The sequence below is a fragment of the Providencia rettgeri genome (assembly GCF_013702265.1).
GTDB lineage: Bacteria > Pseudomonadota > Gammaproteobacteria > Enterobacterales > Enterobacteriaceae > Providencia > Providencia zhijiangensis.
Genome location: NZ_CP059348.1, coordinates 18,040 through 42,137 on the forward strand (window position 1 = coordinate 18,040; position 24,098 = coordinate 42,137).

The window sequence follows — 24,098 nt, forward strand, 5'->3', positions numbered from 1 at the left end:
TCAATATTCAGGCTTTTCAGGTAAGTTTTATACCTCATCCCGCCAAGTTGCAGCACACAGGCAACTTGGCGTTTATGAGCGTATCTCTTTTTAAGACCAAGGAAATTCGTTAAACATGTCAGAAACCCAAGATGTGAATCGCGAACAGGAAATTCTCGACAGTGCCGTCGCAGAAGGTGGCGCGTACGAAATATTACGCAAGCGCCTAACCGAACAAGGGCAGCAACTTCACCAAAAAGCAGCTCAACTCAACGACAGCCGGTTGACTGAATTTGGTCAAAGCCAGATGGACATCATCGGGCGTATCCGTATTCGTACCGAAAATAATTGCCAAGCAAGGGACATTGTCCGTGTCGGTGATTGGCTGCTATTTGGCTATAACGTTTTTCTGGGTCTGAAAAAAGAAACTCACATTGAAGATGTTTTTTCACTATATCAACTGACTGAAAATGAAGGTGATTTTGATGTAATCTCTGTCCCTTACGAAGAGACATTCCTCAATGACACCCGCTTTGTTCAAGATTTTACTGAGCTGTATACCTATTACAAAAACACGCAATTACTGCAATTGGTCGAGCGTGATGGCAAGCTGTTAGCCAGCTTTCAAATTGGTGATCGGTTAACCGATGTGCGTGTTTTCCGCTGGTCAATTTCCAGCGATAAATCCCGCATCGAATACATAGATAACCGTGGCGAACGCGATATTGCCCTGCCGCCAACCAATGATTTCGAATGGGTGCGCACCACGCGGGAAAACACCGTTAATGGTCGCTATCCTCACATTAATATACTCGATACCGTCTTTGTGGAAACCATCGGCGGCGACCTAACCATCAAATGTGAAAATAATACCGAAGATGGGTTAGGCATCTACCGCGAAGCGGTACTCGATAAAAACCAATCCCTCGATGACGCCCAGATTGAATATGCGCAGACGGGCAGCCTGATTTTACTCAAAATCTTGCCATACCGCGAAGAAAGCTGGCGCTATCTGGTTTACAACATTCTCAACCAAACCGTTCAACGCATTGATGCCATTGGACAAGCATGCGTGCAGTTGCCGGAAGATCACGGCATTATCTTCCCAGGGGGTTACTACCTGCAAAATGGGGAGTATAAAACCTTCGAGCAACCAATGGATGGCATGCGTTTTCGCCGCCTGCGTCGTTCGCCTAACGGGGAGGATGTGCTGTATGTATTTTATTCCCCAAACCAAGGTCGTATCGCCCTTTTCAATTACAACCTGATTGAACGTAAACTCGCTGTACCATTAATCGGCCACGGTTATGCCATGCTCGAAGATGGCAAAATGGTACTGTTCGAAGGGGAAGGCGATGAAGCCACCCGCGTACACCCAATGCAGGTGTGGCAAACCCCATTCTATTCTGATGAATTTGCTGATAAGCAACCTCCACGGGGTGGGTTTCTTGGGCGTATCGGTAATGCCGATTTAGTCCGTGGGATTTCCGAGATTCTCCATGTCGCCAAAGAAATTGAAGGCAACCAAGTTTCCGTTTCTCGATATGAACAACTCAGCCAGCAACCGAAAAACTTGCTGGATATTTTCTATTGGTTTAATGACGACCAATGCTTAGGCATTGGCAAACTCTTAAAAGAGATCGCCCAAACCAGTGAGCTGGTGCTCGACGAATACGAAAAAGTCGAAAGCATCCGCCAACAATCCGTCAAATCCATGAATGAGGCGGTCACTCGCCAACGCTCTTTACTGTCCCTCACATTGCCGGAGGGATGGACGGATATTCAACAATTTGTGGATGGGCTAAACGCCTTAAACGCCCAACAAGGGCACCTGATTTCATTGCGAGAATTTCGCTATATGGATCTCACAAAACTCAGTGAGATGGAAAATGAAATCACCGAAGCACAGCAACGCGTCTCCCAAGGTACTGCGCAGTTTCTTGCCAGCGACAAAGCTCTGCAACCGTTTAAAACTCAGCTCGCTACCTTTGAAGAGTTAATTGAAAAGGCACAAACTAGCGCTCAGTTAGATGTCCCAATGAATGACATGGAAAAAATGTCAGCGGATTTGGATATGCTCTCTAACTTAATGGCTTCCTTGAGTTTTGATGATGTCACTTTACAGACCCATATCATCGATGCCATTTCGCACATTTATGCCCAATTAAACCAATCTCGCGCCCGTTTACAGCAAAAACGCAAATCCCAAACCAGTGTTGAGAGCGTGGCGCAATTTGGGGCGCAGTTCCGCCTATTTAGCCAAGGGATCACTAACGCACTATCCCTCGCGACTGACCCGGAACGTTGTGATGATCAGTTATCCCGATTACTGGTTCAATTAGAAGAGCTAGAAAGTCAGTTTAGTCATCATGATGAATTTCTTGATGATATTCTGGCAAAACGTGAAGAACTACTGGAAACGTTTGAGTCCCATAAACAAGTTCTGATTGATGACCGCCAGCGCCGTTCGCAGAATTTATTAACCGCCGCCGACCGCTTGTTAGAAAGCCTTCAACGCCGCACTGTACGCTTACAAAACCAAGATGAACTGAATGCGTTTTTTGCCACCGACCCACTCGCGCAGAAAACCCGTGAAATCATCGAAAAACTTCGGGAAATCAACGATAACGTTAAAGCCGACGATATCGACGCCAGACTCAAAGCCTCTCGCGACCAAGCCATTCGTATTTTGCGAGATAAAACCGACATCTTTGAAGATGGTGGAAACATTATTAAGCTGGGTCGCCACCGTTTCAGTGTGAACACCCAAGAGCTTGACCTGACTATATTGCCAAAAGATAACCAGCTGTGGGTGTACCTCACCGGAACGGATTTCCAAGAACCGATTGATAATGCTGAACTTGCTGAATTACAGCCTTATTGGACCGCTAATCTTGAGTCCGAATCTGATACCGTTTATCGTGCTGAATACCTTGCGTATTCCATCATTTATGCCGCGGCAAAACGCCAAGATGGCTTGGATTACGACACCTTAAAAAGTGCTCTGTCTGCTCCTGAGAAAATCGATAAACTGGTGCGTGATTTTTCGGCGCCACGCTACAAAGAAGGCTACGAAAAAGGGATCCACGACCACGACGCTATCGCGATATTGAAAAAGCTGATCCCGATTGGTGAAAGCGCGGATTTACTGCGTTTCAACCCAACGGCTCGCGCTATCGCGACGATTTTCTGGCATCACATTCAAAACAACGAATACCCTGCCCAATGGCCAGAACGTGCCAGAACCGCGATGAATATCCGCCAGCTATTCAATAACGATGATGCCCTTTTAGATCTTCAAGCGGAGATCGAAGCCGATATCAGCTTATTCCTGCAAGATAACCCAATTAATTGCCAAGCTCATGAGCAAGCTCAAGCCGCGGAATACCTCAGTTTTGCATTAGCAAGAACGCCGATTGAATTGGTGTACAGCAAATATGCACGGGACTTAGTGGCAGCACTACAAACGCGCTTAGAAGACGCCCATATGTGGCTAGACTTCAATCATTCACAGCAAAACCTTGGCACTCGCTATGCTCAGCGCTGGGCGCTGTTGCAAAATTGGCTGCAAGGGCTGTGTTCTATTGATGAATTTACACACTTACGCCCGTACATTCCGGGCGCCATCGCCATTATTATCTTAGATAAAATGGCATCGGCACGTTATAGCGAAGCCGATTTATACTTTAAGGTTACTGGATTACTGGGGGATCACCCCACAATCCACAACCAAACTCTCTCGTTAAGTTTGGATGACTTTTTCAGTCGAATGCGCGAACAGCGCAAGCAATTTATTCCGGCCTTCCGTCAATACCAAGCGCTACGTCAACGCATTGTGAGTGAAGAGCGCAGCCGCCTAAAACTCCATGAGTTCAAAGCTAAGCCACTGAGTTCATTTGTGCGTAACAAGCTGATTAATGATGTTTATTTACCGATTATCGGTGACAACATGGCGAAGCAAATTGGTGCTCTAGGCGAAAACAAACGTACCGATTTAATGGGCTTGTTACTGATGATCTCCCCGCCAGGTTACGGTAAAACCACCCTGATGGAGTACGCGGCTGACCGTCTTGGTCTAATCTTTATGAAGATTAATGGTCCTGCACTTGGGCATGATGTGTTGTCCCTCGACCCAGAGCAAGCCCCGAATGCTACCGCCAGACAAGAGCTGGAAAAACTCAACCTCGCCCTCGAAATGGGCAACAACGTGATGCTGTATGTGGATGATATTCAACATACTCACCCTGAGTTTTTACAGAAATTTATCTCCCTGTGTGATGGAACCCGTCGCATCGAAGGGGTATGGAAAGACAAAACCAAAACCTACGATATGCGCGGTAAAAAATTCTGCGTGGTAATGGCGGGTAACCCATATACCGAATCTGGCGAAGTGTTCCGTATCCCTGATATGCTCGCCAACCGTGCGGATATTTATAACCTGGGTGAAGTGCTCGGTGGGATGGATGAAGCCTTTGCGTTGAGCTATATAGAAAATAGCCTAACCTCAAACCCAGTATTGGCACCGTTGGCGCTGCGCGATTTAAACGATTTGTACTTGCTAGTGGATAAAGCCATGGGCAAATCAGTCTCCACTAACGCACTCAGCTACCCGTACTCTGATGCAGAAGTCAATGAAATTACTGCGGTTATTTCCCGATTACTCAACCTGCGTGATGTGGTACTGAAGGTAAACCAGCAGTATATTGCCAGTGCAGCACAGTCAGACAAATACCGAACTGAGCCGGCATTCCGTCTGCAAGGCAGTTACCGAAATATGAACAAACTCAGCGAGAAAGTCTCTTCCGTTATGAATGATGATGAATTGGAGAGATTGCTGGATGACCATTATCTTGGGGAAGCGCAATTATTAACGACCGGTGCTGAAGAGAACTTATTGAAGCTGGCAGAATTACGCGGAAGGCTGAATGAGAAAGATGCCGCTCGCTGGCAGCAAATCAAGAAAGACTTCTTGCGTAACAAAGCATTAGGTGGTGATAATGCCAATGTGGGCGATCGCGTTGTGACTCAGCTCGCCCAACTGGTTGAAAGCGTACAATCTCTCGGACATCGATAATGCAAACTTGGCTAAGCCCGCGAATTAAATTACTGATTACCCTTGCGGGTTTGCTGATCACGATCCAAATCGCCAATAGTTTAAGTGGCTACGCGCTTGTTGGGTTCGGTATCCAACCCAGAACGCTGCACGGGCTGGTGGGGATTATCTTCGCCCCACTGCTCCACGGGGATTGGGCGCATCTTCTGAGTAATCTGCCGCCATTACTGGTGTTAAGCGCCCTACTGCTACATGATTCCATTCGAAAGTACGCTTACGCCAGCGCCTTTATTATTGTGGTTGGCGGCTTGATTGTCTGGCTAGTGGGCAGAAATGCACTGCACATTGGCGCTAGCGGCTGGATTTTTGGGCTTTGGGGTTTATTGATTGCCCAAGGTTTTTTCCGCCGCAAACTATTAGATATCATTATCGCCCTGTTGGTACTGTTCTATTTTGGCGCGATGGCAAGCGGGTTATTGCCTGTTCATCAACAAATATCGACAGAATCCCATATTGCTGGTGCCATCGCCGGAATTGCTTATGCGTGGTTTGCCAATAAAAAACTAAGAACAACACCAACAACTACACGTTCAAAGTAACTCGCTACACACTGTAACCCTATACACACAACGCCCTGCGCCATCAAGCAGGTATTGTTCCCGCTCAACATTCACTTGGCTCCCTAATACTTCTCGAAATAGCGCCAATTCCGAACGACAAAAGTTTTGGCACGCGGTTGCCGCCGCGCAGATAGGGCAATGATTTTCGATAAATAACCAGCTATCGCCTTCCTGCTCAACCTTCGCCATATAGCCCTCTTCGCTACGAACCTCGGCGAGTGCAGCTAAACATTTTTCCAATGGCAACCCTTGGCAACGCTCTAAATATTTACTGCGGCTTTCCGCCTCTCGCTGTTCAATCAGTTTTTCTAGCCCCGCATCACCAAAAATGGTTTTCACTGAATCAATGAGCTGCAAAGCCAGCTGGGCATGAGTATCGGGAAAACGTTGATGTCCCAGTTCCGTTAATACCCAGTTTTGTCGAGGACGCCCAGCACCTGATTGAGCGGTACACTGGACACCTTCCACCAGCCCCAGAGATGTTAATTTATGGATATGCTGGCGGGCTGCTTCCCCCGTTAAACCCAGGTCATGAGCAATCACAGCCGTGGAAACGGGTCCTTTGGTTTTGATGCAAAACAGCACCTTATCCACTGCTTGAGTGAGATTTAGATTATCAAAGTATTTACTTGCTTTATTCATAGTGTGATTTTATTATCCAAGCAAATACTTGGATAATACCCTTTTCTTTACTCTTTCGTCCAGCAGGTCTGCGTATGAGCAACAAAACTGTCTCCGAACCCAATGAAACAGGCACAGAACATCAAGGAAAATGGGCCGATTTACTCAGCGGCACTAATGCATTATTGACGATAGCCCTCACAGGTGGCGTCGCACTTCATGCTATCAATATTTATATTGTCACCACGATTTTACCAAGCGTCGTCAATGATATTGGAGGTCTTGAATATTATGCGTGGAACACCACGCTGTTTGTGGCAACGTCCATTATTGGTTCCGCATTATCCAGGAAAGTACTGGATAGCCTAGGGCCTAAACTTGCCTATCTTAGCGCCCTCACACTATTTTCCTTGGGCGCCATTTGGTGTGCATCCTCACCGTCCATGCTCACCTTATTGGGTGGACGTGCCTTGCAAGGGCTTGGCGGCGGAATGTTATTCGCGCTTAGCTATGCGCTGATCCGCATTGTCTTCACGCCAAACTTGTGGTCTCGCGCCATGGGGGTGATATCCGGTATGTGGGGGATCGCCACTTTGTGTGGTCCTGCTATTGGCGGTATTTTTGCTCAAGGGGGTCATTGGCGCTGGGCTTTTTGGGCTTTATTGCCCGTGGCGGTTGTTCTGGCAATGATTGTTATCAACCAATTGCCAGGGAAAAAATCTCAGCAAGCCCAAACAACAAAAATTCCAGTTCTGGCGATTTCACTGCTGGTTATCTCCGTACTTGCTATCTCAATCGGTAGCTTATCAGAAAGCTTGCTCAGTAATCTTGTCGGGTTACTCATTGGTATTGCCTTGCTCATCACCATTGCGTTTATTGATGGCAAGAACGGGAAGCGTTTACTCCCTACAGGGGCTTACTCCCTGAAAACTCAACTTGGGGTTATTTTCCTGACAATGTGTCTGCTAGTGGGGGGAATGACCACCGAAATTTATGTCCCTTACTTCCTGCAAACCATTCACCAGTTTTCACCGTTGATGGCGGGTTATTTAACCGCCGTGATGGCAGCTGGGTGGACGGTGGGTGCTTTACTCAGCGCCAATAAAACAGGCACCATCGTTTTACGTATTCTCAAGATAGGCCCTGTTATCATATTGGTATCATTGGTTATTCTCGCGATACTGACCCCTAACCTTGCCTTAGTCACCTCCATTTCTTTATTTATTCTCTATTTAATCGCCATGATGGGGGTTGGATTGGGGATTGGCGTTTGCTGGCCTCATTTAGTTCTGCGGGTCTTTAATGCGGCGCCTAAAGGAGAGGAAAACTTAGCATCCTCTTCAGTGATTACGATCCAATTGTATGCAACCGCCTTATCTGCGGCATTAGTGGGCGTGGTGGTGAACAATAGCGGGTTGATTAATCCTGGCGGGTTAGTTGGTGCTCAACAAGCCTCTGTCTGGCTATTTACCTTGTTTGCTATTAGCCCATTCTTGGCAGCAGTTTTAATTCGCAAAGTTAAGTAATAAAAAAGGAGCCACTGGCTCCCTTTTTATTTAGTAAGCGGTATTGACATTTTTACTGCGAAAGAAAAAAGGTAACACAACAATACTCACCACCAGCACGATTATCGTCGCCATCATGACAGACATAAATGCGCTATCAAATGCCATACTCGCCTGATTTACTAAAAGATTTGCACTATCTTGCGGTAACCCTTCCGCCACAATTAACGCTTCATCAAGGCTATCATAGGCTTTGTCTGCTACCATTAAACCTGCCGGTAATACCAGCTTGGCAGTATAAACCGCACTCATCAAGCCACCCATAAATGTTACGCCGAGCACGCTACCTAGCTCGTAAGCCACTTCTTCAATCGAGGCTGCCATTCCTGCTTTTTCATCTGGCGCGTTTAACATGATGGTGGTTGATGCTGTGGTAAAAATGGCACCTAACCCGAACCCAATACAGAATAGAAATGACAGTAATACCAAGCCAGTTGAGGTTTTGAATACCCACGCAACCCCAATAACCCCCACTAATGTGCAAGCAAACCCTAAAATCATCATCAGCTTAGCGCCGACTTTATGCAAATACATGCCCGCTAATGGAGCCGCTAACACGGACGCAATCGGGATCGGAATAATGTATAACGCCGCCTCGAATGGGGTATAACCTAATACCAACTGCAAGCGCTGACTTAGCAGAAGTTCGACACCGACGATAATCACGATGGATAAAATCGCCATCATAATGCCCGCAAAAAACCGTGAGTCGCCAAGTAATTTGAAATCAATCATTGGCGATTCTGATGCTAATTGTCGACGGCTAAAAATAACCAAAAAGACAATGCCGATCGCACCAGCAATGAGTAACGTGAACCAATCAATATTGGCTTTTCCAAGCTCTTTCAAGGCGTAAATTGAACCAATCAATCCCACCAGAATAAATAAAGAACCTAAATAATCAATTGGTTGCTGCGAATTTCTCGTACTTTTTGGTATTAAAGAAAGTGCAAATGGGATCACCAACAGCACCACCGGCACGTTGATTAAAAAGACAGAACCCCACCAAAAATGATTGAGTAACACGCCGCCGACTAATGGCCCAATTGCAGCACCGCCCGATGCCACCGCAGACCAAATACCAATCGCCAGCGCTCGTTCTTTCGGGTCTAAAAAGACTTGGCGAACAATGGCTAATGTCGCCGGCATACTAATCGCGGCACCCACCGCTAAAAATCCGCGAGATAAAATTAAGCTCAATGCGCTCGGTGAAAATGCTGCGCACAAAGAGGCCAATGCGAATAAGGGCAACCCTAGTACAAACATTCGCTTATGACCCACTTTATCACTTAACATTCCCGCTGCAGGCAATAGCCCCGCCACGACTAACGGATAAGCATTCATGATCCATAATTTTTCAGACGCTGTTGCGCCTAGGTCATGAGTGAGCTTAGGCAGTGCGGTATATAGCACGGTAACATCAATGACGATGAGAAATAAAACACTCGATACTAAGAGTAGGATAATCCAACGTTTATAATCTGCTATCATAAAATCTTCTCAACTTGTTTAATTGATCACCTTTATGGATGATCGTGCTATAATATAATTCCATACGTACGTATTGAAAAGAGGTTTTTTTAAATGGGACGTCAACGAACAATCGATCGCGAAAAAGTACTAGAAGCAGCGGAAGAGATTGTCATTAATCAAGGTGCTACCGCGCTAACGATTGATGCAGTCGCCAAATCAATGGGGATTTCGAAAGGGGGAGTCCAATACTGCTTTGGTAATAAAGAGGCCTTAATTGATGCTATGTTTGAGCGCTGGAGCCACTCTTACGATGAGATTTTCAGCCGCATGATTGCTCAAGATAATTCCCCAGAAGGCCATGTAGTTGCCCATATGAAAGCCACAGCGGAGCACGATAAAACCAGTATCGCCAAGGGTGCTGCGTTAATGGCTTCTTTGCTGCAAACACCCGAATATTTAGAAAGTACCCGTAAATGGTATCGAGAACGCATTGCTAATTTAGACTTATCAACCGAAAGCGGCAAGCGAGCTCGATTAATGTTTTTAGCCACTGAAGGTACTTTTATTTTGCGCCATTTTGGTTTGATGGATATTGATGATGCAGAATGGCAGTCAATCTTCAGTGATATCGAAAACACCTTTAAATTTTAGGTGAAAATCCATTTTTGATATCTCTAACACTCTCTTTTTTATATTTTTATCTAAAAAGGAGAGTATTCAATGAATAGAATAAATAATGGGTGCAGAGATAAAGTATCTCAGTCATATATTGAACAAAACCAATCCACTTTAGCGCAACCTAAAAATGGAAAAAACCTGTTTATAGAGAGACTAAACAGATTATTTAATACCGGATTGTTCAATAAATTGCTAAAACATCCCAAGAAAACAAAAAATACCAAAATAATCCCTCTCCATCAGGGTTTCGTAAAGCTGGCAATACCTGAAGTTATCCCTCTAAAGACACTCAAAAATACGAATTTAGCACCGAATAAAGTACATATTGAGCCTATAATCGCGAAAACGGCACCAAGCGAAATAGACCAATTCACAGAAAAATTACATCGCCTCAATATCATCTTTAAAAATGATGCGTTCGGCGCTGATCATCGACCTACCTTTTTAGTCAAAAATAACCCTACATGTCGCACAATCACCCTCAACAGACATAATTATCTTGGTAAGGGGGAATATGGAACCGCCTATCGCATTGGTGACTTTGCGATTAAAATTCCTCATCGCGATTTAATATTTAAATACAATAAATATGCGGAGTACGATCGCTGCGTCAGAGTATTAAATGAAATAAATCAAGATATTAATTTTGCTCGCTCGACTACGTTAGCAAACGGCAATGTTGTTTTAGTCACTAAGTTTATTGATGGGAAATCGATAAAAGGCAAGGAAGCTTTTGATTTTGTTAAATCAAGAGGACGCACTCTTTTTGATCCTGGCTCCGAAGGTAACGTAAAAAAAGACAGGCACAATAATCTGTTTTTAATTGATGCTGATTTTGCTGCCCAGCCTAAACAGCTAAATCGCACCCTGTCTATAGGTACCATTGAAATCTATAAGCGTTATAGAAAATAGCGATACCCGTTAGCTTAGAATTAAAAAAAACCAACAACGTAATACACGCTGTTGGTTTTTGATTAATCGCGGTCGTTATTGCTTATCATACACACTCGGCACAAACACATTTCGCTCGATCATTTTCTCGATTTGCTTATTTAAAATAGTCTCTCGATAGTGTTTATGATTGCCTTGTGGCTCATGTAAGTAGGTATTTTTCGGGTAAATTGGTGTTTCATAAATGAGCTGAGCGCATTCAGTTCGAATATCTTTCAGCCAGTTACTCACCGAGGCATTTGCGCGGTGATGGCGCATCGCTTCAATATCAATCACCCCATAAACATAGGTTGAACCGTTAGTATCCTCTTGTTTACCCACAATTTTACCCTTGTAGTCCACAATCAGTGAGCGACCACCGCCACAGTCAATTGGTGCTTGTGTAGTCGGGAACATATACATTGAGCCAATATTCGGTGCCACAACATAGAAGTTATTTTCCAACGCACGGGCGCGGTTAGAAATTTCAAACAGGTCATTTTCAGTAAATGGTGTCGGTAATGAGGCGCGATACACCACCTCTGCCCCATTTAATGCCAGACCACGACCGTTTTCAGGGAAGTTGCCTTCCATGGCCATCATTACCCCTAATCGACCAATTTCAGTATCAACAACTGGCCAAAAAGATTGTAATGAGCGCCCATATTTTTTTATCCACTCATCGTACAGATCATGAGGCGATGCCGAACGCTCACACGGCAGCAAAGAGGACATTTTATGGTGTTTCAGGATAATGTTGCCTTTGGGATCAATAACAAACCCAACGTTAAACATAATTCCCGGCCAATCAGGATCACGGGTTTTCGCTTGCGCCATGATGTACACATTTTGAGATTTAGCTAACTCTCCCAGCCTGTCAGTCTCTGGGCCAGGGATATCAATGGCGCCATCTTTTAAAAATTCAGCAATCGGTAAATCTAGGGCTTCATCGTTGAAACCTTGTAAAGCCCCTTCAGGAAGAACGAGTAAACGAACAGGGAGATCCAATGAAGATAGCCACAGCGCACCATGAGATAGCTCTTCAAGATGGTCGATATTTTTCATAATATCGCTACGCGTTTTTATTCCCCACGTTGTTGGCACTAAACCCACTACACCATATGGCTTTATCATAATAATTCTCCGATTCTATTTTCGATTTACCTGCATTTGGTATTGTTCAAAAATCAAACTTATCGAATATTATTCACATGTTAAATTTATGTCAAATAAATATTAAATTTCATTTTTTGGATATTCACTCTTAATCTGTTCAATATTTAAGACTAATATTTAAAATAAAAAATCAGGCTATAAACATATTAACAATCTAGCAATTATCTTATTAATTATAAATATAACCTTGCGTTATTTTATTTTAAAATCATTTAATATCAATATCATGCAATTTTGTTATTATTTTTAATTTCCGCTTAAAACTAATATAGGAAAGCATTTTCATTCTTAAAAATAGAAACAAAAATAGTGAGTAAATATAAGATTTATTAATATTTAATCCAAAAACAAAAACTGCAATAAATATCCTATTCCTGCATTTATTGTACATTTCATTAACATTTCTATTGTGATTTAACTTAAAAAAGTAAAGTGTAATGTCGGCTTTTCAGATTTAAAAAATATACGTACTTGCCATTAAAAAAATATCGGTCGAATAACGATTAGAGAGTGATTTATGACAATACAAACATCTGAAATTACATCTGTCTCCTCAAAGCGCACGACCTTCAAAGTCATGCTGGTTTGCTGGCTAAGCATTTTATTTGAAGGTTATGACGTGGGGGTGATGGGTGCTGTTTTACCGACACTCTCTGAATATAAAGAGTGGAATTTAACCCCTATTGAATTAGGCGCCTTGAGCAGTTACACCCTCGTGGGAATGTTCTTTGGTGCTTTTATTATTGGAACATTAAGCGAGTTATATGGTCGACGACGCATGCTATTAATCTGCGTTACGCTATTTTCGTCCACCATGTTAGCCACTGCTTTAGCGCCAACACCTTGGTTTTTTGGATTAATGCGTTTTATCGGCGGAATCGGACTTGGGGGCGTGATCCCTGTCGCAGCCGCGCTCACCATTGAATATTCACCAACCGAAAAACGGTCGTTTAACTATGCCATTATGTACTCAGGCTACTCTCTGGGTATCTTATGTGCCGCCTTAGTCGCGATTGCTATTCTTAGTCAATTTGGTTGGCGTGGTGTGATGATAGTTGGGTCGTTGCCCTTATTATTAATTTGGCCAATGTCCCGCCTGTTACCAGAGTCAATTGAATACCTCAATAACCGAGGGCAACACGAAAAAGCGAGAAAACTGGCGGAGAAACTTGAAGTCACCTATCACGAACCCGTGAAGCTAGAAAAGCAGGCTTCTCGTAGCCTAAAAGAAGTCGTCGCGATTATCTTTTCCAAAGATTACCTGCGAGCAACTTGCTGTTTTTGGGTCGCGCTGTTCTGTGGAGGCTTCATCGTTTACGGCTTAAATACGTGGCTGCCATCCATCATGCGTAAAGAAGGTTATGATCTTGGCTCCAGCTTAACGTTCTTAGTGGTGTTCAGTTTATCTTCTGCGCTAGGCGGGTTATTCCTTGGGAAAGTCGCCGATAAATGCGGCGCTCGCGGCACAGTTGCATTCTTCTTTATGCTCGGTGCTATGGGGATTGGATTGATGGTCTTCAAGCAAAATATCTATATGAATTATTTGCTTGTTGGTCTCGCGGGGATTGGCTGTATTTCTGCACCATTAATTTTGACCGGCTATGTCGCCCATTTCTATCCATCCAGTGTGCGAGCTTCTGCAACAGGTTGGACAATGAGTATCTCCCGTGTCGGAGCCATGTCAGGCCCTATGTTTGGTGCCTATATTGCCAGCCTTGGGGTCACCAGTAGTTGGAACTTTGCCGCGTTCTCTGCGGTAACGGTAATAGGCGGTATTGCCGTAATGCTACTGCCAAGTAAACGCTTATAAACCCAAAAACAAAATCCCCTCGGTAATTTCGAGGGGATTTTTATCAATACCAATTACCAGAAACGAGCAATTTGTTCACGCAGTGCTTCTGCGGTGGCTTTTCCTTTTTCCCCAACCAATGCACGCCCAGCAATAAAGGCTTTAGCTTTGATATCTTCGAAAAGGTGAATATCTTCTGGCACAATCCCGCCAGTTATCGACAGTTCGAGTCCTAAATCAGAAAGTTGGCGCATTTTAGTGAGATCTTCAGGTCCCCAGCCCACGCCAGCGAGCTCAGCATCACGAGAACGGTGGTAAATCGCCTGTTTGATCCCTAAGTCTACCCAGCGCTTCGCATCGTCTAATGTCCAGTTACCATACAGTTCAATTTGGATTTCACGACCAAATTCATCCGCTACTTTTTTACATGCCGTGATAGTGGCAATATGCGCCGCTGCCGAAACCGTGATCCAATCCGCGCCTGCTTCGAACGCCATTTTCGATAAAATCGCACCGCCGTCCGTGGTTTTCATATCGCAAACAATAATGTGTGATGGATGATTTTTACGTAGGGTTGAAACCGCATTCATGCCTTCCGCAAAAGCCAAAATAGTACCAATTTCAATCACATCAACAAAAGACTCCACATTGTCAGCAACCGCCAGCGCATCTTTCAGATTGGTTTGGTCTAATGCAATTTGAATTAAAGGTTTAGTCATTTGATTATCCTAGTGTTTTAGATTAAATCGGGTATCTGGTGAATAATGGCCTAAGCCAATGCCGCATCAATCACCTGATAGACCTCATCTGCACTGGTGCAGCGGCGAATTTTATCGAGGTCAATCCCCGTTTCGCTCTCTTCATCATCCAATACTTGAGTCACTTCCATTAAGCCTTCCATATGTTCATCAGAAGAACTTCCCGCGAGTGTAATGAGGACATCCACAGGCTCACTTTCCCCATCAAATAAAATCGGTTCTTTTAATGTCACCAAGGCAAATGCGGTTTTTAAAACACCATTTTCTGGGCGGGCATGAGGTAAGGCTAAATTAGGTGCAATACAGATATAAGGGCCTAACTCTTTGACGCTGCTAATAATGGCTTCATGGTAATCCGGCAAAATCGCCCCAGATGCGATGAGCATATCGGTGCCAATCTTAATTGCATCCTGCCAATTATCCGCTGAGGCATGTAATTTAATGGAATTGTTATCCATTAGAGATTGTTTGAAACCCATGGCATTGCTCTCCTATCGTCATGGGCATACATCACTGAATCCCCATGACAAATTTAGTTATTGGATTTATTTCGATTCACTAAAGTTATTATGAATAATCGCCAGTAATTCATCGCCAAATGAATTAGGATTTAACATATTCTGCACACCCAGTACGAATTTACCTTCCCCCGCATCCATTTCAGAAGAGAGATGCTTGGAAGAGACAATAATGTCTGTATTCGCCAATTTTGATTTGTAATCAGAGACGGCGCAGGAATCCATCACATGAGGAATGCCTTTACCTTCAAGGTACTTAGCAATTTTCATTTTCATCATCATCGATGAACCTTGCCCATTACCACATACCGCGAGAATACTGACGGGTCTAGCTCCCGTTGAAATAGGCTGTTCTGTCGCTTCAACTGACGTATTTTCAACACTCAGCTCCACTTGTGGCTCTGCTGCCGCAGCGGCTTGTGCATCTTCTTCCGCACGCAATCTTTTCGACGCAAAGTACATGTAAACAAACGACAGTCCAATCAAGACAAAGAAGAAATATTTGGAGAAGGAAAGCCCCTGCATCACTGGTGGGAAAACTAACGCCCAGTCGGCCATGCCCATCCAACCGCTAAAATCCGTTCCTTGCTGGCTAAATAATGAAATTGCCCATGCAGACCCAACAACTTCAATAATTCCCATCACGAAACAGATTTTCATGACCGCTTTCCAGCCACCGAAATGGTTGGCAAATACCCCAATTGTCGCATTGGAGAAGAACATCGGGATAAAACCGGGAATAATCATGATCGGGGAACTTAATCCCAACATAATCAATACCGCAGTAAACTGTCCCAACGCCCCCCACATAAAGCCGAATACCATGGCATTAGGAGAGAAAGCGTAAATTGCGGCACAGTCAATGGCGAGTACCGCGTTAGGAATAACGCGCTCGGAAATCCCTTTAAACGCTTCAGAAAGCTCAGCAACAAACATCCGCACGCCAGTAACAATAATCTGAATGGCAACCGCGAATTTCAAACCCGTTTCGAGAATATAGATAGTCCAATGGGTTTTCCCTGCCATTTCTTGTAAGTTAGTTAACCCAAAGGAAAGAAGAATAATGCCGAAGAAAACGGTCATCACAATCGCGGTGGCAGCGATGCTATCATGGAAAATATGCAGCCATTTCGGTAGTTTAAGATTATCAACGCTATCGTTTTTATCACCGAGTTTATGGGCAATTTTAGTGGCAACCCATGATGCGACTTGCTGCTGGTGACCGATTGAAAACCCTGCTCCACCTGTAACAGATTCCGTTGGCTTAAACATAATATTGGATGAAATGCCCCAATACAGCGCCATGAGAACGGCTGAGTAGATAATGGTTTCCCACATGCTGGTGCCCAGCACAAAATAGAATACGGCGATCAATCCCGCTTGCTGGAACATGATATGCCCCGTCAGCATTATGGTGCGGATCCCCGTAATACGGCGGAAAAGTACCAAAAGAATATTAATCGCCAATGCAATCAGAACCGTATATCCAACCCATGAATAGTTATCCCCCATGGTTTCCATGGTGGCCATCATTGAGGTGTATGGGTCGATAACTGAACCGGTAAGGTGATGATACTCTGACATTTTTGCAATGACAGGTTTGAAGCTGGAGACTAATGTATCGGCTCCCACTTGCACTAACATAAAGCCGACAATCGTTTTTATGGTTCCCTTCAGGATGGTTGTGCCATCTCTCTTTAGAAGCCAGTAGCCAATCAATGTCACTAATCCCAGTAATAACGGGGCTTTGGTCATCACTTGGCTGTAAAAAATATAGAATGAGTCATACAGAAAATCCATATTTTTACCCCTAAATCAAATTTAGTGTGAATTATTATCTTATTTAAAATTACATTACCCTGATCACAGACAAGCATTCTCACGCTATAATCAAACAGTTCATCAATTTAATCACTCAAACACATTTTGTAATCATAAGTAATCACAATTTGCTCATTTATGATTATTTGAAGTGACACTTTTTGACCAGTAAAAAACCCTACATTTGTTGAGTCGATCACAACAAATATAGTAAAAATCAATATTTACATATAGTTAAAGAATTAATTTGGCATGGGTAATTTTTGAATTTAGTGAGTTGACAATTTTCACCATGATCATATAGAATCAAATTCAATCATTTTAAATCAAAAGTTGTCATGATACTGTGATTATAATAATCATCACTAAAGACGAAAAATGATTATACAGAAATAAGGCGCTACACATGAATGAGACACAAAGACATCATGAAATTTTGTCTTTATTGAAAGAAAATCAAATCATTAACGTATCTTTTATCACAAAACATTTTGATATCTCGCCTGCAACTGCTCGCCGAGATATCGCCAAGCTGGACGAGCAAGGCAAACTCAAAAAAATACGTAATGGTGCAGAGCGCATTGAAGAAAAAAGACTCAGATGGTCACCGCTGAATATCAACAGCACCGACCATTATGAGGAAAAATCACAAATCGCCATGAAAGCGGCAGAACTTTGCCAACCGGGAGATAGCGCCGTTATCAACTGTGGATCCACCGCATTTTTGCTAGGACAGCAACTGTGTGGAAAAGGCGTCCAGATAGTGACGAACTATTTCCCTCTCGCCAGCTATTTGATTGAAGAAGAACATGAAGATGTGGTTCTGATTGGCGGGCAATATAACCGAACACAAGGTATTTTCCTCAATCCAGCATTAAGCACATTGATGGGATATGCCGGAAACTGGATGTTTACTTCAGGGAAAGGTTTAACCGAAACAGGGCTGTACAAAACAGATATGCTGACTGCGGTCGCGGAGCAACAGATGCTCGATCGTATTGATAAATTGGTTGTTGTTGTGGATAGCTCAAAAGTTGGAAGTCGAACAGGCATGTTATTTTGCCCTGCCGAAAAAATTGACTATCTCATCACTGGTAAGAACGCCGACCCGAAAATTATCAAAGCCATCGAAGCCCAAGGCACGCAAGTCATCCTTGTATAATTAGATTAACTATCTAATTCAACGAATTAACAAATTTATTCTGTATTTCGCCTTATTTTCATGAATAAGGCGCTAATCCCTTACATTTGAAATTCTGGATAGGAAAGGTGTTGCTATGAGTAAAGTAAATGAAATTACCCGTGAATCTTGGATTTTAAGCACATTCCCTGAGTGGGGAACCTGGCTCAATGAAGAGATCGAAAAAACCGTCGTAGAACCCAACACATTTTCTATGTGGTGGCTGGGCTGTACAGGTATTTGGTTGAAAAGCGAAGGTAACACCAACATTTCCATCGATTTTTGGTGTGGAACTGGCAAAAAAACCCAGAAAAACCCACTGATGAATCAGCAGCATCAAATGATGCGTATGGGTGGTGTTGAAGCCCTGCAACCCAACTTACGTACCTCAATTTTTCCGCTCGACCCATTTGCGATTAAAGATGTCGATGCCATTTTGGCATCCCATGACCACGCTGACCATATTGATGTCAACGTTGCGGCAGCAGTACTACAAAACTGCGGAGACCACGTTAAATTTATTGGTCCACAAGCCTGCGTCAACCTATGGACAGGTTGGGGTGTACCGGAAGATCGCTGCATTGTGGCCAAAGTGGGCGATGTGATTGAAGTCGGCGATATGAAAATCCGTGTTTTAGACTCGTTCGACCGTACAGCGCTAGTGACCTTACCAAAAGGCGTTTCTTCCTATGACAAAGCCATTTTGGACGGTATGGATGAGCGTGCAGTAAACTATTTGATTGAAACCACTGGTGGCTCGCTGTATCACTCTGGGGATTCTCACTATTCCAACTACTATGCGGCGCACGGCAACCGCTACAATATCGATGTTGCCCTGCTTTCTTACGGCGAAAACCCGCGCGGTGTCACCGACAAAATGACCTCTTCCGATATTTTGCGTGCCGCAGAATCACTAGATTGCACGACGGTTATTCCATTCCACCACGATATTTGGGCTAACTTCCAAAATGACCCTCGTGAAATTGAAGTGCTATGGAATATGAAAAAAGAGCGTCTGCAATATAAATTTTCCCCATTCTTCTGGCAAGTTGGCGGGAAATATACCTACCCAACCGATAAAGGGCGCATGCATTATCAGCATTTCAGAGGCTTCCAAGATATCTTTAAAAACGAACCTGAATTGCCGTACAAAGCCTTTTTGTAAGATTGTTCACATCGTTTTATTGCGCTTTTTAGACCTGATAATCAACATTATCAGGTCTTTTTTAATCAAAAAACGCCCTGAAAATTATTTTCAATTCCCTGCATCCAAATTCATTTCCTTGTCGTCTCTCTTATTGATACCCATACAACAAGGAAATAATAATGAACATTCGCATCGCAGCCACGCTGTTAAGCCTGTTTGCCTTTTCGGCAGCAGCCTCCGATATTTCAACCCAACAAACCGCGTTGGGTCAGGTTTATACCAATAACCAAGGTATGACGCTCTATTACTTTGACAATGATAAACCCGACCAATCCGTTTGCTATGATGATTGCGCCAAACTCTGGCCACCATTATTAGTGAACGATGAAACATCATCCCTACCCGGTTTAAATAAAATCCAACGTAAAGATGGAAAAATGCAGTGGACAATGAACCACCAGCCTCTCTATTTGTGGAGCAAAGATCAAAAGCCCGGTGATGTCACAGGTGCAGGGGTTAAAAATATTTGGTCAATTGCTCGAGCAGACAGTGTCCCCGTTAATGTATATAGCACCGATAACGGTAAAATTTTAACCAATAAAGCGAAGATGTCGCTCTACACCTTCACTAAAGACAGTGATGGACTATCATCATGTAATGGTGATTGCGCAATTAAGTGGCCACCATTAGCGGCACAACAAGGTGATGTAGCCAGTGCTCCATTTAGCGTTATCACTCGCCAAGATGGTTCCTATCAGTGGGCTTACCAAGGCAAGCCATTGTATACATGGATAAACGATCAGAAACCAGGTGATATCACAGGCGATAAAGTGGCAAATGCTTGGAATTTGGTTATTTTGCCATAACGTTATGAGGTGAACGTGAGCGCAGAAAACAATGAGCTAGAAACGTTATTTTCGCAGATAAAAATGGGAGATCAGCACGCTTTTGAGCGCTTTTATGGCCTAACAAATCGTAAGTTATATGGGCTGCTGGTCAATATCGTTGCTGACAGAGATATCGCGGCGGATCTCCTGCATGAGGGATATCTCAAGATCTGGTTCTCAGCATCGAGCCATTATGTAATATCGCCTTGGGCATGGTGCTGCCAGTTAATGCGTAATTTAGCGATAGATCATGTCAGAAAACAGAGGCGCATGCCGAAGTTTGAAGATATCGAGCTCTCCCCAGAGATTGCTATTGATGACCCTGTTTCTGAGGATTCACAGAAGCTCGACCGCTGTTTTCTCGCGCTCACCACTGAAAAACAGCAAGCCATAAAGCTTGCTTATATTCATGGTTATTCTCATGAAGAAATCGTGAAGCGCCTTGCTCACCCTCTAGGCACTATCAAATCATGGATACGACGAGGCTTAAAGGAGCTAAAACAATGCATAAGCGCCTAACACCGCTTCGTTATAGCAACCCAGCCATACGCGAACATTTGGTGAGCCAGTATGTGCTCGGCACATTATCAACCAACGCCAGAAAGCGCTTAGAATCCTTGATGGCTAGCGATACCTCTTGGGCTGAATTAGTCGCTCAGTGGCATGCATATCTTTATAGGCTAGAACCAATGGCAGTTGATAAGCCACCATCATGGGTATGGAAAGATATTGAATCGGTGATCAGTAAAAAAGAAAAAATACCGTTTTATCACCGTGTTTGGCAATACAAATGGTCACTCATCCCATGGAGGTGTTCTCTCTTTTTGTTCGTTTTTTCCAGCGTGATGTTACTGCAACCAACCCCTCAAGTTGCTACGCCGAGCTATATCGCGACCATGTCATCTCAAGAGAGAAATGACCATTTTGTACTAATGGCATACAAAGGGGATAAACCCGGAAAATCTCGCCTTCAATTGGAATGGAACAGCCAATATCCATTACCAGAAGGTAATCTGGGAAATGCAATGATTTGGGCTAAGGACAAGGTAACTGGGGAAATTTCATTGCTGGGGCGTTTTAATGAATTGCAATCCACTCGCTTACTCACCCCTACCGAGTGGAAAATGATCAAAAACAGTAGTGAGCTGTTGATCACCGAAAATAGTGAGCCAAATAGCACTGTCTTATTTAAAGGGGCCTGTATTGAGTTACTCAGTTCCACTTAATACCGCCACACTTCATTGAAAAAAGTCAGCATTTTTTACGATGCTGACCTTACTCCATTAAGGGATCACACCCAGCAATTTAAACCAGAAATAATCCAGCGGCACCAAGAGGAAAAAGGTCAAAATAAACAAGATTAGACATAACCTTACCCCATCCATTAACGGCACTTTCCCCATTCCCATCGCAACAACAATCGGAGACGCTTGATAAGGTAATAAAGGTGTCGAATAACCGATAACTTGTACCATGAGAACCGCAATCAGCGGTAAGCCCGTGGCATTAGAGAGCGATTCCGCTAACGGGGTATATAGCGCAGGAACACCGTTTGCCGTCACCACAAAGTTTAAGCCGCTGGTCAGTCCCACTAAGCTACCAAAATCCATAAATGGGCTATTTGGGTCAAGTGGCAGCATCTTTTGTAAGTAAGTACCAACCACCATCCCAACATTGGAATAACTCACCAATGTTGCTAGGCTCAAAATCCCTGCGACATAAATACAAGTGCGGATATTCACAGCTTTAACAAACTCGTCATTAGTGACAAAACCGACTTTAGGTAGCAAGCAGAAACATGCCGCGACTAACCCCACCCATGCCGGTGAAATACCGTGTGTGGTATCCGTTATCCAGAAAAGCAAGGTGACTGCCAACACAACACCGAGCTTTTTCTCATCGCGGCTCATAGGTGGTAAGGTTTTTTGCTCAACCACCTGCTGCAATTTGGCGGGAAACAGGAAATAGATACACAACACCACCAGCGCACCTTTAATCAGTCCCAAGATTGGCATGTGCAAGAACAGGTAATTTAAATAGGAAAGTTTAAGGTGATAAGTGGTTTCTATCGCCCCCGCCATAACAAGGTTGGGAACGTTTGCAGGCAGCACGGTTGCAGAAAGTTGGAAGGTACCAAAACCGACCGCCAACGCTAACCCGATGCGCCCTCGGCTGCCACTTTCTAGCCCGACTTTATCCGCGATTGCCATTACAATCGGCATCAGTAACGCAATTCGTCCCATATTCGACGGCATAATAAATGCCAACCCATACGCGAGGATCACCACGCCAATGATCAATGAGAGCCAAGATTTGGTAAAACGTCCTGAGATATGCTGCGCAATACGTTCCGCCAGCCCCACTTTATTGATGGCAAACCCAAGAATAAAGCCGCTTAAAACGAGCCAAAATGCTTCTGAGGTGAACCCCGAGAAAATCACATTGGTTGGCGCTAAATGTAAACATGCCGCTGCTGCTAAAAACAGTAGTGCTACTAAATATTCTGGTAGTTTTCCTGTCGCCCAAAACCCTATTGTGATTGCGATGACAACCGCACTTAACCATTCAATCTCTGCCATCCACGTAACCTTCTGCTGATTTTTATTGTTGTTTATTATTGCTCAATACTGCATCAAGAAAATTAAGTATACGTGAAATTGAGAGCAAATAGATGCATACCCAATCACCTAATTAACATCGGATTGTTATAGTTCAGCGGGGGAATTTTAATGGCGAGTAAAGGATCGTGGGACAATAAAAAGCCGGTGTACTTTTACAGGACACCGGCTGGTGTATGAGAGTAATAAAGTTTCATACTAATTCAACCTACCTTAGATAATCATTATTTAAGGTAAATAATTTATAGCTTATTAAACTTAAGTAAATTTTTTGTTATAGCTTGGGGAAGTTCTACCCTGAGTAGGAGGTGAGCATAAATATGCTCACCTCCGACAGCACCTCGCCCCCATATAGGGTCCAGGGAGTTGCTCATTCACAACCTTCGTAAAGGGTCAGGTTGTGGTTGTGCATTTGGAGCTTTTAACTTCGTGTGACCGTCACATATTTCAAAGTTATTATTTCTCCAAGAAATACTATCTAAATGTCGTAGATTGTCGATGTGTGCACCTAGGAAGTATCGTCGATTTTTATGTATGACACCGAAAGTTTGCGCAACTGAATCAGGTTTACGAATGATTCCTACAAGTTGTGGAGCACCGCCCACAGACAATTCTGTTGTATGACCTAGTGTATCACAAAAGCAATGAAAAACAGCACGGCTTGTACCCGAATTAGTACCTTCACTATAACGTTTTAAGTTTTCCTCAAAGTGTTTTGCTCCCGTGCCTAGAACAAATAGAACTTCAGATTTAGAGGGAAACTCAACCTCCGTACCGTACCATCCCTTCTTTTTTGACCATCTATAACTATGGCAGAAGAATTTTTTGTGATCAACTTGATCACGAGAACAATGTATTATACTAAGAGAACTCTCTGCTATCCCTGAATGGAATTGTGGATACTCGCGGAAAAGATCATTTAATTTGTCAGCTATAGCTTGAAACTTTTGCTTACAAGTAAAAGTTTTTTCAAAAAGTAATCCAGCATCTGCCAAATTAACAATTTGGTTCAAAACGATTGATGGAAACAAAACATCTCCACAATAGCCTAGAATATCTGGCCATTTCTGAAAAGCAAAAACTTTTCTTCCGAAATCGAAACTAGCTCCAGCCTTCCAAGAAATTCGGCTATCACTTGCAATGTAAACTGAAGATGGACCATGTGTATCAATGCCAGCCCAAGCAACTAATAATGTCATTCACTACTCTCTTACCTTAAAAATAATTATTTAATTATAGCTTCTACTAATAACTGGGTTAGCAAATAGTGCGTTTTACATTAATT

The 24,098-nt window shown here is 43.6% G+C and carries 19 protein-coding genes; 11 read left to right on the top strand and 8 right to left on the bottom strand.

Annotated elements, in window-relative coordinates:
* Positions 1 to 115: 115 nt before the first annotated feature.
* Positions 116 to 5,053: a DNA repair ATPase gene (locus H0913_RS00065; protein ID WP_181477756.1), complete on the top strand. Its 4,938-nt coding sequence runs from the start codon at positions 116 to 118 to the stop codon at positions 5,051 to 5,053.
* The gene (locus tag H0913_RS00070; RefSeq protein ID WP_181477757.1) at positions 5,053 to 5,631 is read left to right on the top strand and encodes a rhomboid family intramembrane serine protease; all 579 of its coding nucleotides are present in this window, start codon (positions 5,053 to 5,055) and stop codon (positions 5,629 to 5,631) included. Before H0913_RS00065 ends, H0913_RS00070 begins: the two co-directional genes overlap by 1 nt.
* Here the strand turns inward: H0913_RS00070 and H0913_RS00075 are convergent.
* Positions 5,623 to 6,294, bottom strand: a complete 672-nt coding sequence (locus H0913_RS00075; RefSeq protein ID WP_154603214.1) for a helix-turn-helix transcriptional regulator — start codon at positions 6,292 to 6,294, stop codon at positions 5,623 to 5,625. The two genes, H0913_RS00070 and H0913_RS00075, sit on opposite strands and share 9 nt — an antisense overlap.
* Before the next feature lie 74 nt (positions 6,295 to 6,368).
* Between H0913_RS00075 and H0913_RS00080 the strand changes: the two genes are divergently transcribed.
* Positions 6,369 to 7,799 (top strand): MFS transporter, encoded by a 1,431-nt coding sequence (locus tag H0913_RS00080; RefSeq protein WP_181477758.1) that lies wholly within the window; start codon positions 6,369 to 6,371, stop codon positions 7,797 to 7,799.
* A 30-nt stretch (positions 7,800 to 7,829) separates the two neighbouring features.
* Here H0913_RS00080 and H0913_RS00085 read toward each other — a convergent pair whose 3' ends face one another.
* Positions 7,830 to 9,329 (bottom strand): MFS transporter, encoded by a 1,500-nt coding sequence (locus tag H0913_RS00085; RefSeq protein WP_181477759.1) that lies wholly within the window; start codon positions 9,327 to 9,329, stop codon positions 7,830 to 7,832.
* 93 nt (positions 9,330 to 9,422) lie between these two features.
* Between H0913_RS00085 and H0913_RS00090 the strand changes: the two genes are divergently transcribed.
* Complete coding sequence (locus tag H0913_RS00090) at positions 9,423 to 9,962, top strand: TetR/AcrR family transcriptional regulator (protein WP_154603219.1); 540 nt, start codon at positions 9,423 to 9,425, stop codon at positions 9,960 to 9,962.
* 69 nt (positions 9,963 to 10,031) lie between these two features.
* Positions 10,032 to 10,901 carry a hypothetical protein gene (locus H0913_RS00095; RefSeq protein ID WP_181477760.1) on the top strand — a complete coding sequence of 290 codons (870 nt, stop codon included), beginning with the start codon at positions 10,032 to 10,034 and terminating at the stop codon, positions 10,899 to 10,901.
* A gap of 75 nt (positions 10,902 to 10,976) precedes the next feature.
* Here H0913_RS00095 and H0913_RS00100 read toward each other — a convergent pair whose 3' ends face one another.
* Positions 10,977 to 12,053 (bottom strand): nitrilase-related carbon-nitrogen hydrolase, encoded by a 1,077-nt coding sequence (locus H0913_RS00100; RefSeq protein WP_036950634.1) that lies wholly within the window; start codon positions 12,051 to 12,053, stop codon positions 10,977 to 10,979.
* Positions 12,054 to 12,612: 559 nt separating this feature from the next.
* Between H0913_RS00100 and H0913_RS00105 the strand changes: the two genes are divergently transcribed.
* Positions 12,613 to 13,905, top strand: a complete 1,293-nt coding sequence (locus H0913_RS00105; RefSeq protein WP_154603226.1) for an MFS transporter — start codon at positions 12,613 to 12,615, stop codon at positions 13,903 to 13,905.
* Positions 13,906 to 13,958: 53 nt separating this feature from the next.
* Here H0913_RS00105 and H0913_RS00110 read toward each other — a convergent pair whose 3' ends face one another.
* From H0913_RS00110 to H0913_RS00120, 3 genes are all read right to left on the bottom strand, one after another.
* A complete protein-coding gene (locus tag H0913_RS00110) occupies positions 13,959 to 14,603 on the bottom strand; it encodes a 3-keto-L-gulonate-6-phosphate decarboxylase UlaD (RefSeq protein ID WP_154603227.1) in 645 nt (214 codons plus the stop codon).
* Positions 14,604 to 14,653: 50 nt separating this feature from the next.
* Positions 14,654 to 15,121: a PTS sugar transporter subunit IIA gene (locus H0913_RS00115; protein ID WP_154603228.1), complete on the bottom strand. Its 468-nt coding sequence runs from the start codon at positions 15,119 to 15,121 to the stop codon at positions 14,654 to 14,656.
* A gap of 66 nt (positions 15,122 to 15,187) precedes the next feature.
* Complete coding sequence (locus H0913_RS00120) at positions 15,188 to 16,960, bottom strand: PTS ascorbate-specific subunit IIBC (RefSeq protein ID WP_154603229.1); 1,773 nt, start codon at positions 16,958 to 16,960, stop codon at positions 15,188 to 15,190.
* 427 nt (positions 16,961 to 17,387) lie between these two features.
* On the opposite strand from H0913_RS00120, the gene ulaR reads away from it, so the two are divergent.
* The 5 genes from ulaR (at position 17,388) to H0913_RS00145 (ending at position 21,421) form a co-directional block, all read left to right on the top strand.
* Entirely contained in the window at positions 17,388 to 18,143 is a 756-nt protein-coding gene (gene ulaR, locus H0913_RS00125) for an HTH-type transcriptional regulator UlaR (RefSeq protein WP_036950625.1), read from the top strand.
* A gap of 115 nt (positions 18,144 to 18,258) precedes the next feature.
* Complete coding sequence (ulaG, locus tag H0913_RS00130) at positions 18,259 to 19,326, top strand: L-ascorbate 6-phosphate lactonase (protein WP_154603230.1); 1,068 nt, start codon at positions 18,259 to 18,261, stop codon at positions 19,324 to 19,326.
* A gap of 161 nt (positions 19,327 to 19,487) precedes the next feature.
* Complete coding sequence (locus tag H0913_RS00135) at positions 19,488 to 20,174, top strand: hypothetical protein (RefSeq protein ID WP_154603231.1); 687 nt, start codon at positions 19,488 to 19,490, stop codon at positions 20,172 to 20,174.
* A gap of 15 nt (positions 20,175 to 20,189) precedes the next feature.
* The gene (locus tag H0913_RS00140; RefSeq protein WP_181477761.1) at positions 20,190 to 20,714 is read left to right on the top strand and encodes an RNA polymerase sigma factor; all 525 of its coding nucleotides are present in this window, start codon (positions 20,190 to 20,192) and stop codon (positions 20,712 to 20,714) included.
* The gene (locus tag H0913_RS00145) at positions 20,699 to 21,421 is read left to right on the top strand and encodes a hypothetical protein (RefSeq protein ID WP_181477762.1); all 723 of its coding nucleotides are present in this window, start codon (positions 20,699 to 20,701) and stop codon (positions 21,419 to 21,421) included. The genes H0913_RS00140 and H0913_RS00145 overlap by 16 nt, the downstream gene beginning before the upstream one ends.
* A 57-nt stretch (positions 21,422 to 21,478) precedes the next feature.
* On the opposite strand, the gene H0913_RS00150 is transcribed toward H0913_RS00145, so the two are convergent.
* Entirely contained in the window at positions 21,479 to 22,774 is a 1,296-nt protein-coding gene (locus tag H0913_RS00150) for an SLC13 family permease (RefSeq protein WP_154603233.1), read from the bottom strand.
* Between the two features lie 413 nt (positions 22,775 to 23,187).
* Complete coding sequence (locus H0913_RS00155) at positions 23,188 to 24,012, bottom strand: hypothetical protein (protein ID WP_181477763.1); 825 nt, start codon at positions 24,010 to 24,012, stop codon at positions 23,188 to 23,190.
* Between the last annotated feature and the right edge of the window lie 86 nt (positions 24,013 to 24,098).

Coding starts and splice junctions, on each gene's coding strand:
- H0913_RS00065 (WP_181477756.1), top strand. CDS start 116: ATGTCAGAAACCCAAGATGTGAATCGCGAACAGGAAATTCTCGACAGT.
- H0913_RS00070 (WP_181477757.1), top strand. CDS start 5,053: ATGCAAACTTGGCTAAGCCCGCGAATTAAATTACTGATTACCCTTGCG.
- H0913_RS00075 (WP_154603214.1), bottom strand. CDS start 6,294: ATGAATAAAGCAAGTAAATACTTTGATAATCTAAATCTCACTCAAGCA.
- H0913_RS00080 (WP_181477758.1), top strand. CDS start 6,369: ATGAGCAACAAAACTGTCTCCGAACCCAATGAAACAGGCACAGAACAT.
- H0913_RS00085 (WP_181477759.1), bottom strand. CDS start 9,329: ATGATAGCAGATTATAAACGTTGGATTATCCTACTCTTAGTATCGAGT.
- H0913_RS00090 (WP_154603219.1), top strand. CDS start 9,423: ATGGGACGTCAACGAACAATCGATCGCGAAAAAGTACTAGAAGCAGCG.
- H0913_RS00095 (WP_181477760.1), top strand. CDS start 10,032: ATGAATAGAATAAATAATGGGTGCAGAGATAAAGTATCTCAGTCATAT.
- H0913_RS00100 (WP_036950634.1), bottom strand. CDS start 12,053: ATGATAAAGCCATATGGTGTAGTGGGTTTAGTGCCAACAACGTGGGGA.
- H0913_RS00105 (WP_154603226.1), top strand. CDS start 12,613: ATGACAATACAAACATCTGAAATTACATCTGTCTCCTCAAAGCGCACG.
- H0913_RS00110 (WP_154603227.1), bottom strand. CDS start 14,603: ATGACTAAACCTTTAATTCAAATTGCATTAGACCAAACCAATCTGAAA.
- H0913_RS00115 (WP_154603228.1), bottom strand. CDS start 15,121: ATGGGTTTCAAACAATCTCTAATGGATAACAATTCCATTAAATTACAT.
- H0913_RS00120 (WP_154603229.1), bottom strand. CDS start 16,960: ATGGATTTTCTGTATGACTCATTCTATATTTTTTACAGCCAAGTGATG.
- ulaR (WP_036950625.1), top strand. CDS start 17,388: ATGAATGAGACACAAAGACATCATGAAATTTTGTCTTTATTGAAAGAA.
- ulaG (WP_154603230.1), top strand. CDS start 18,259: ATGAGTAAAGTAAATGAAATTACCCGTGAATCTTGGATTTTAAGCACA.
- H0913_RS00135 (WP_154603231.1), top strand. CDS start 19,488: ATGAACATTCGCATCGCAGCCACGCTGTTAAGCCTGTTTGCCTTTTCG.
- H0913_RS00145 (WP_181477762.1), top strand. CDS start 20,699: ATGCATAAGCGCCTAACACCGCTTCGTTATAGCAACCCAGCCATACGC.
- H0913_RS00150 (WP_154603233.1), bottom strand. CDS start 22,774: ATGGCAGAGATTGAATGGTTAAGTGCGGTTGTCATCGCAATCACAATA.
- H0913_RS00155 (WP_181477763.1), bottom strand. CDS start 24,012: ATGACATTATTAGTTGCTTGGGCTGGCATTGATACACATGGTCCATCT.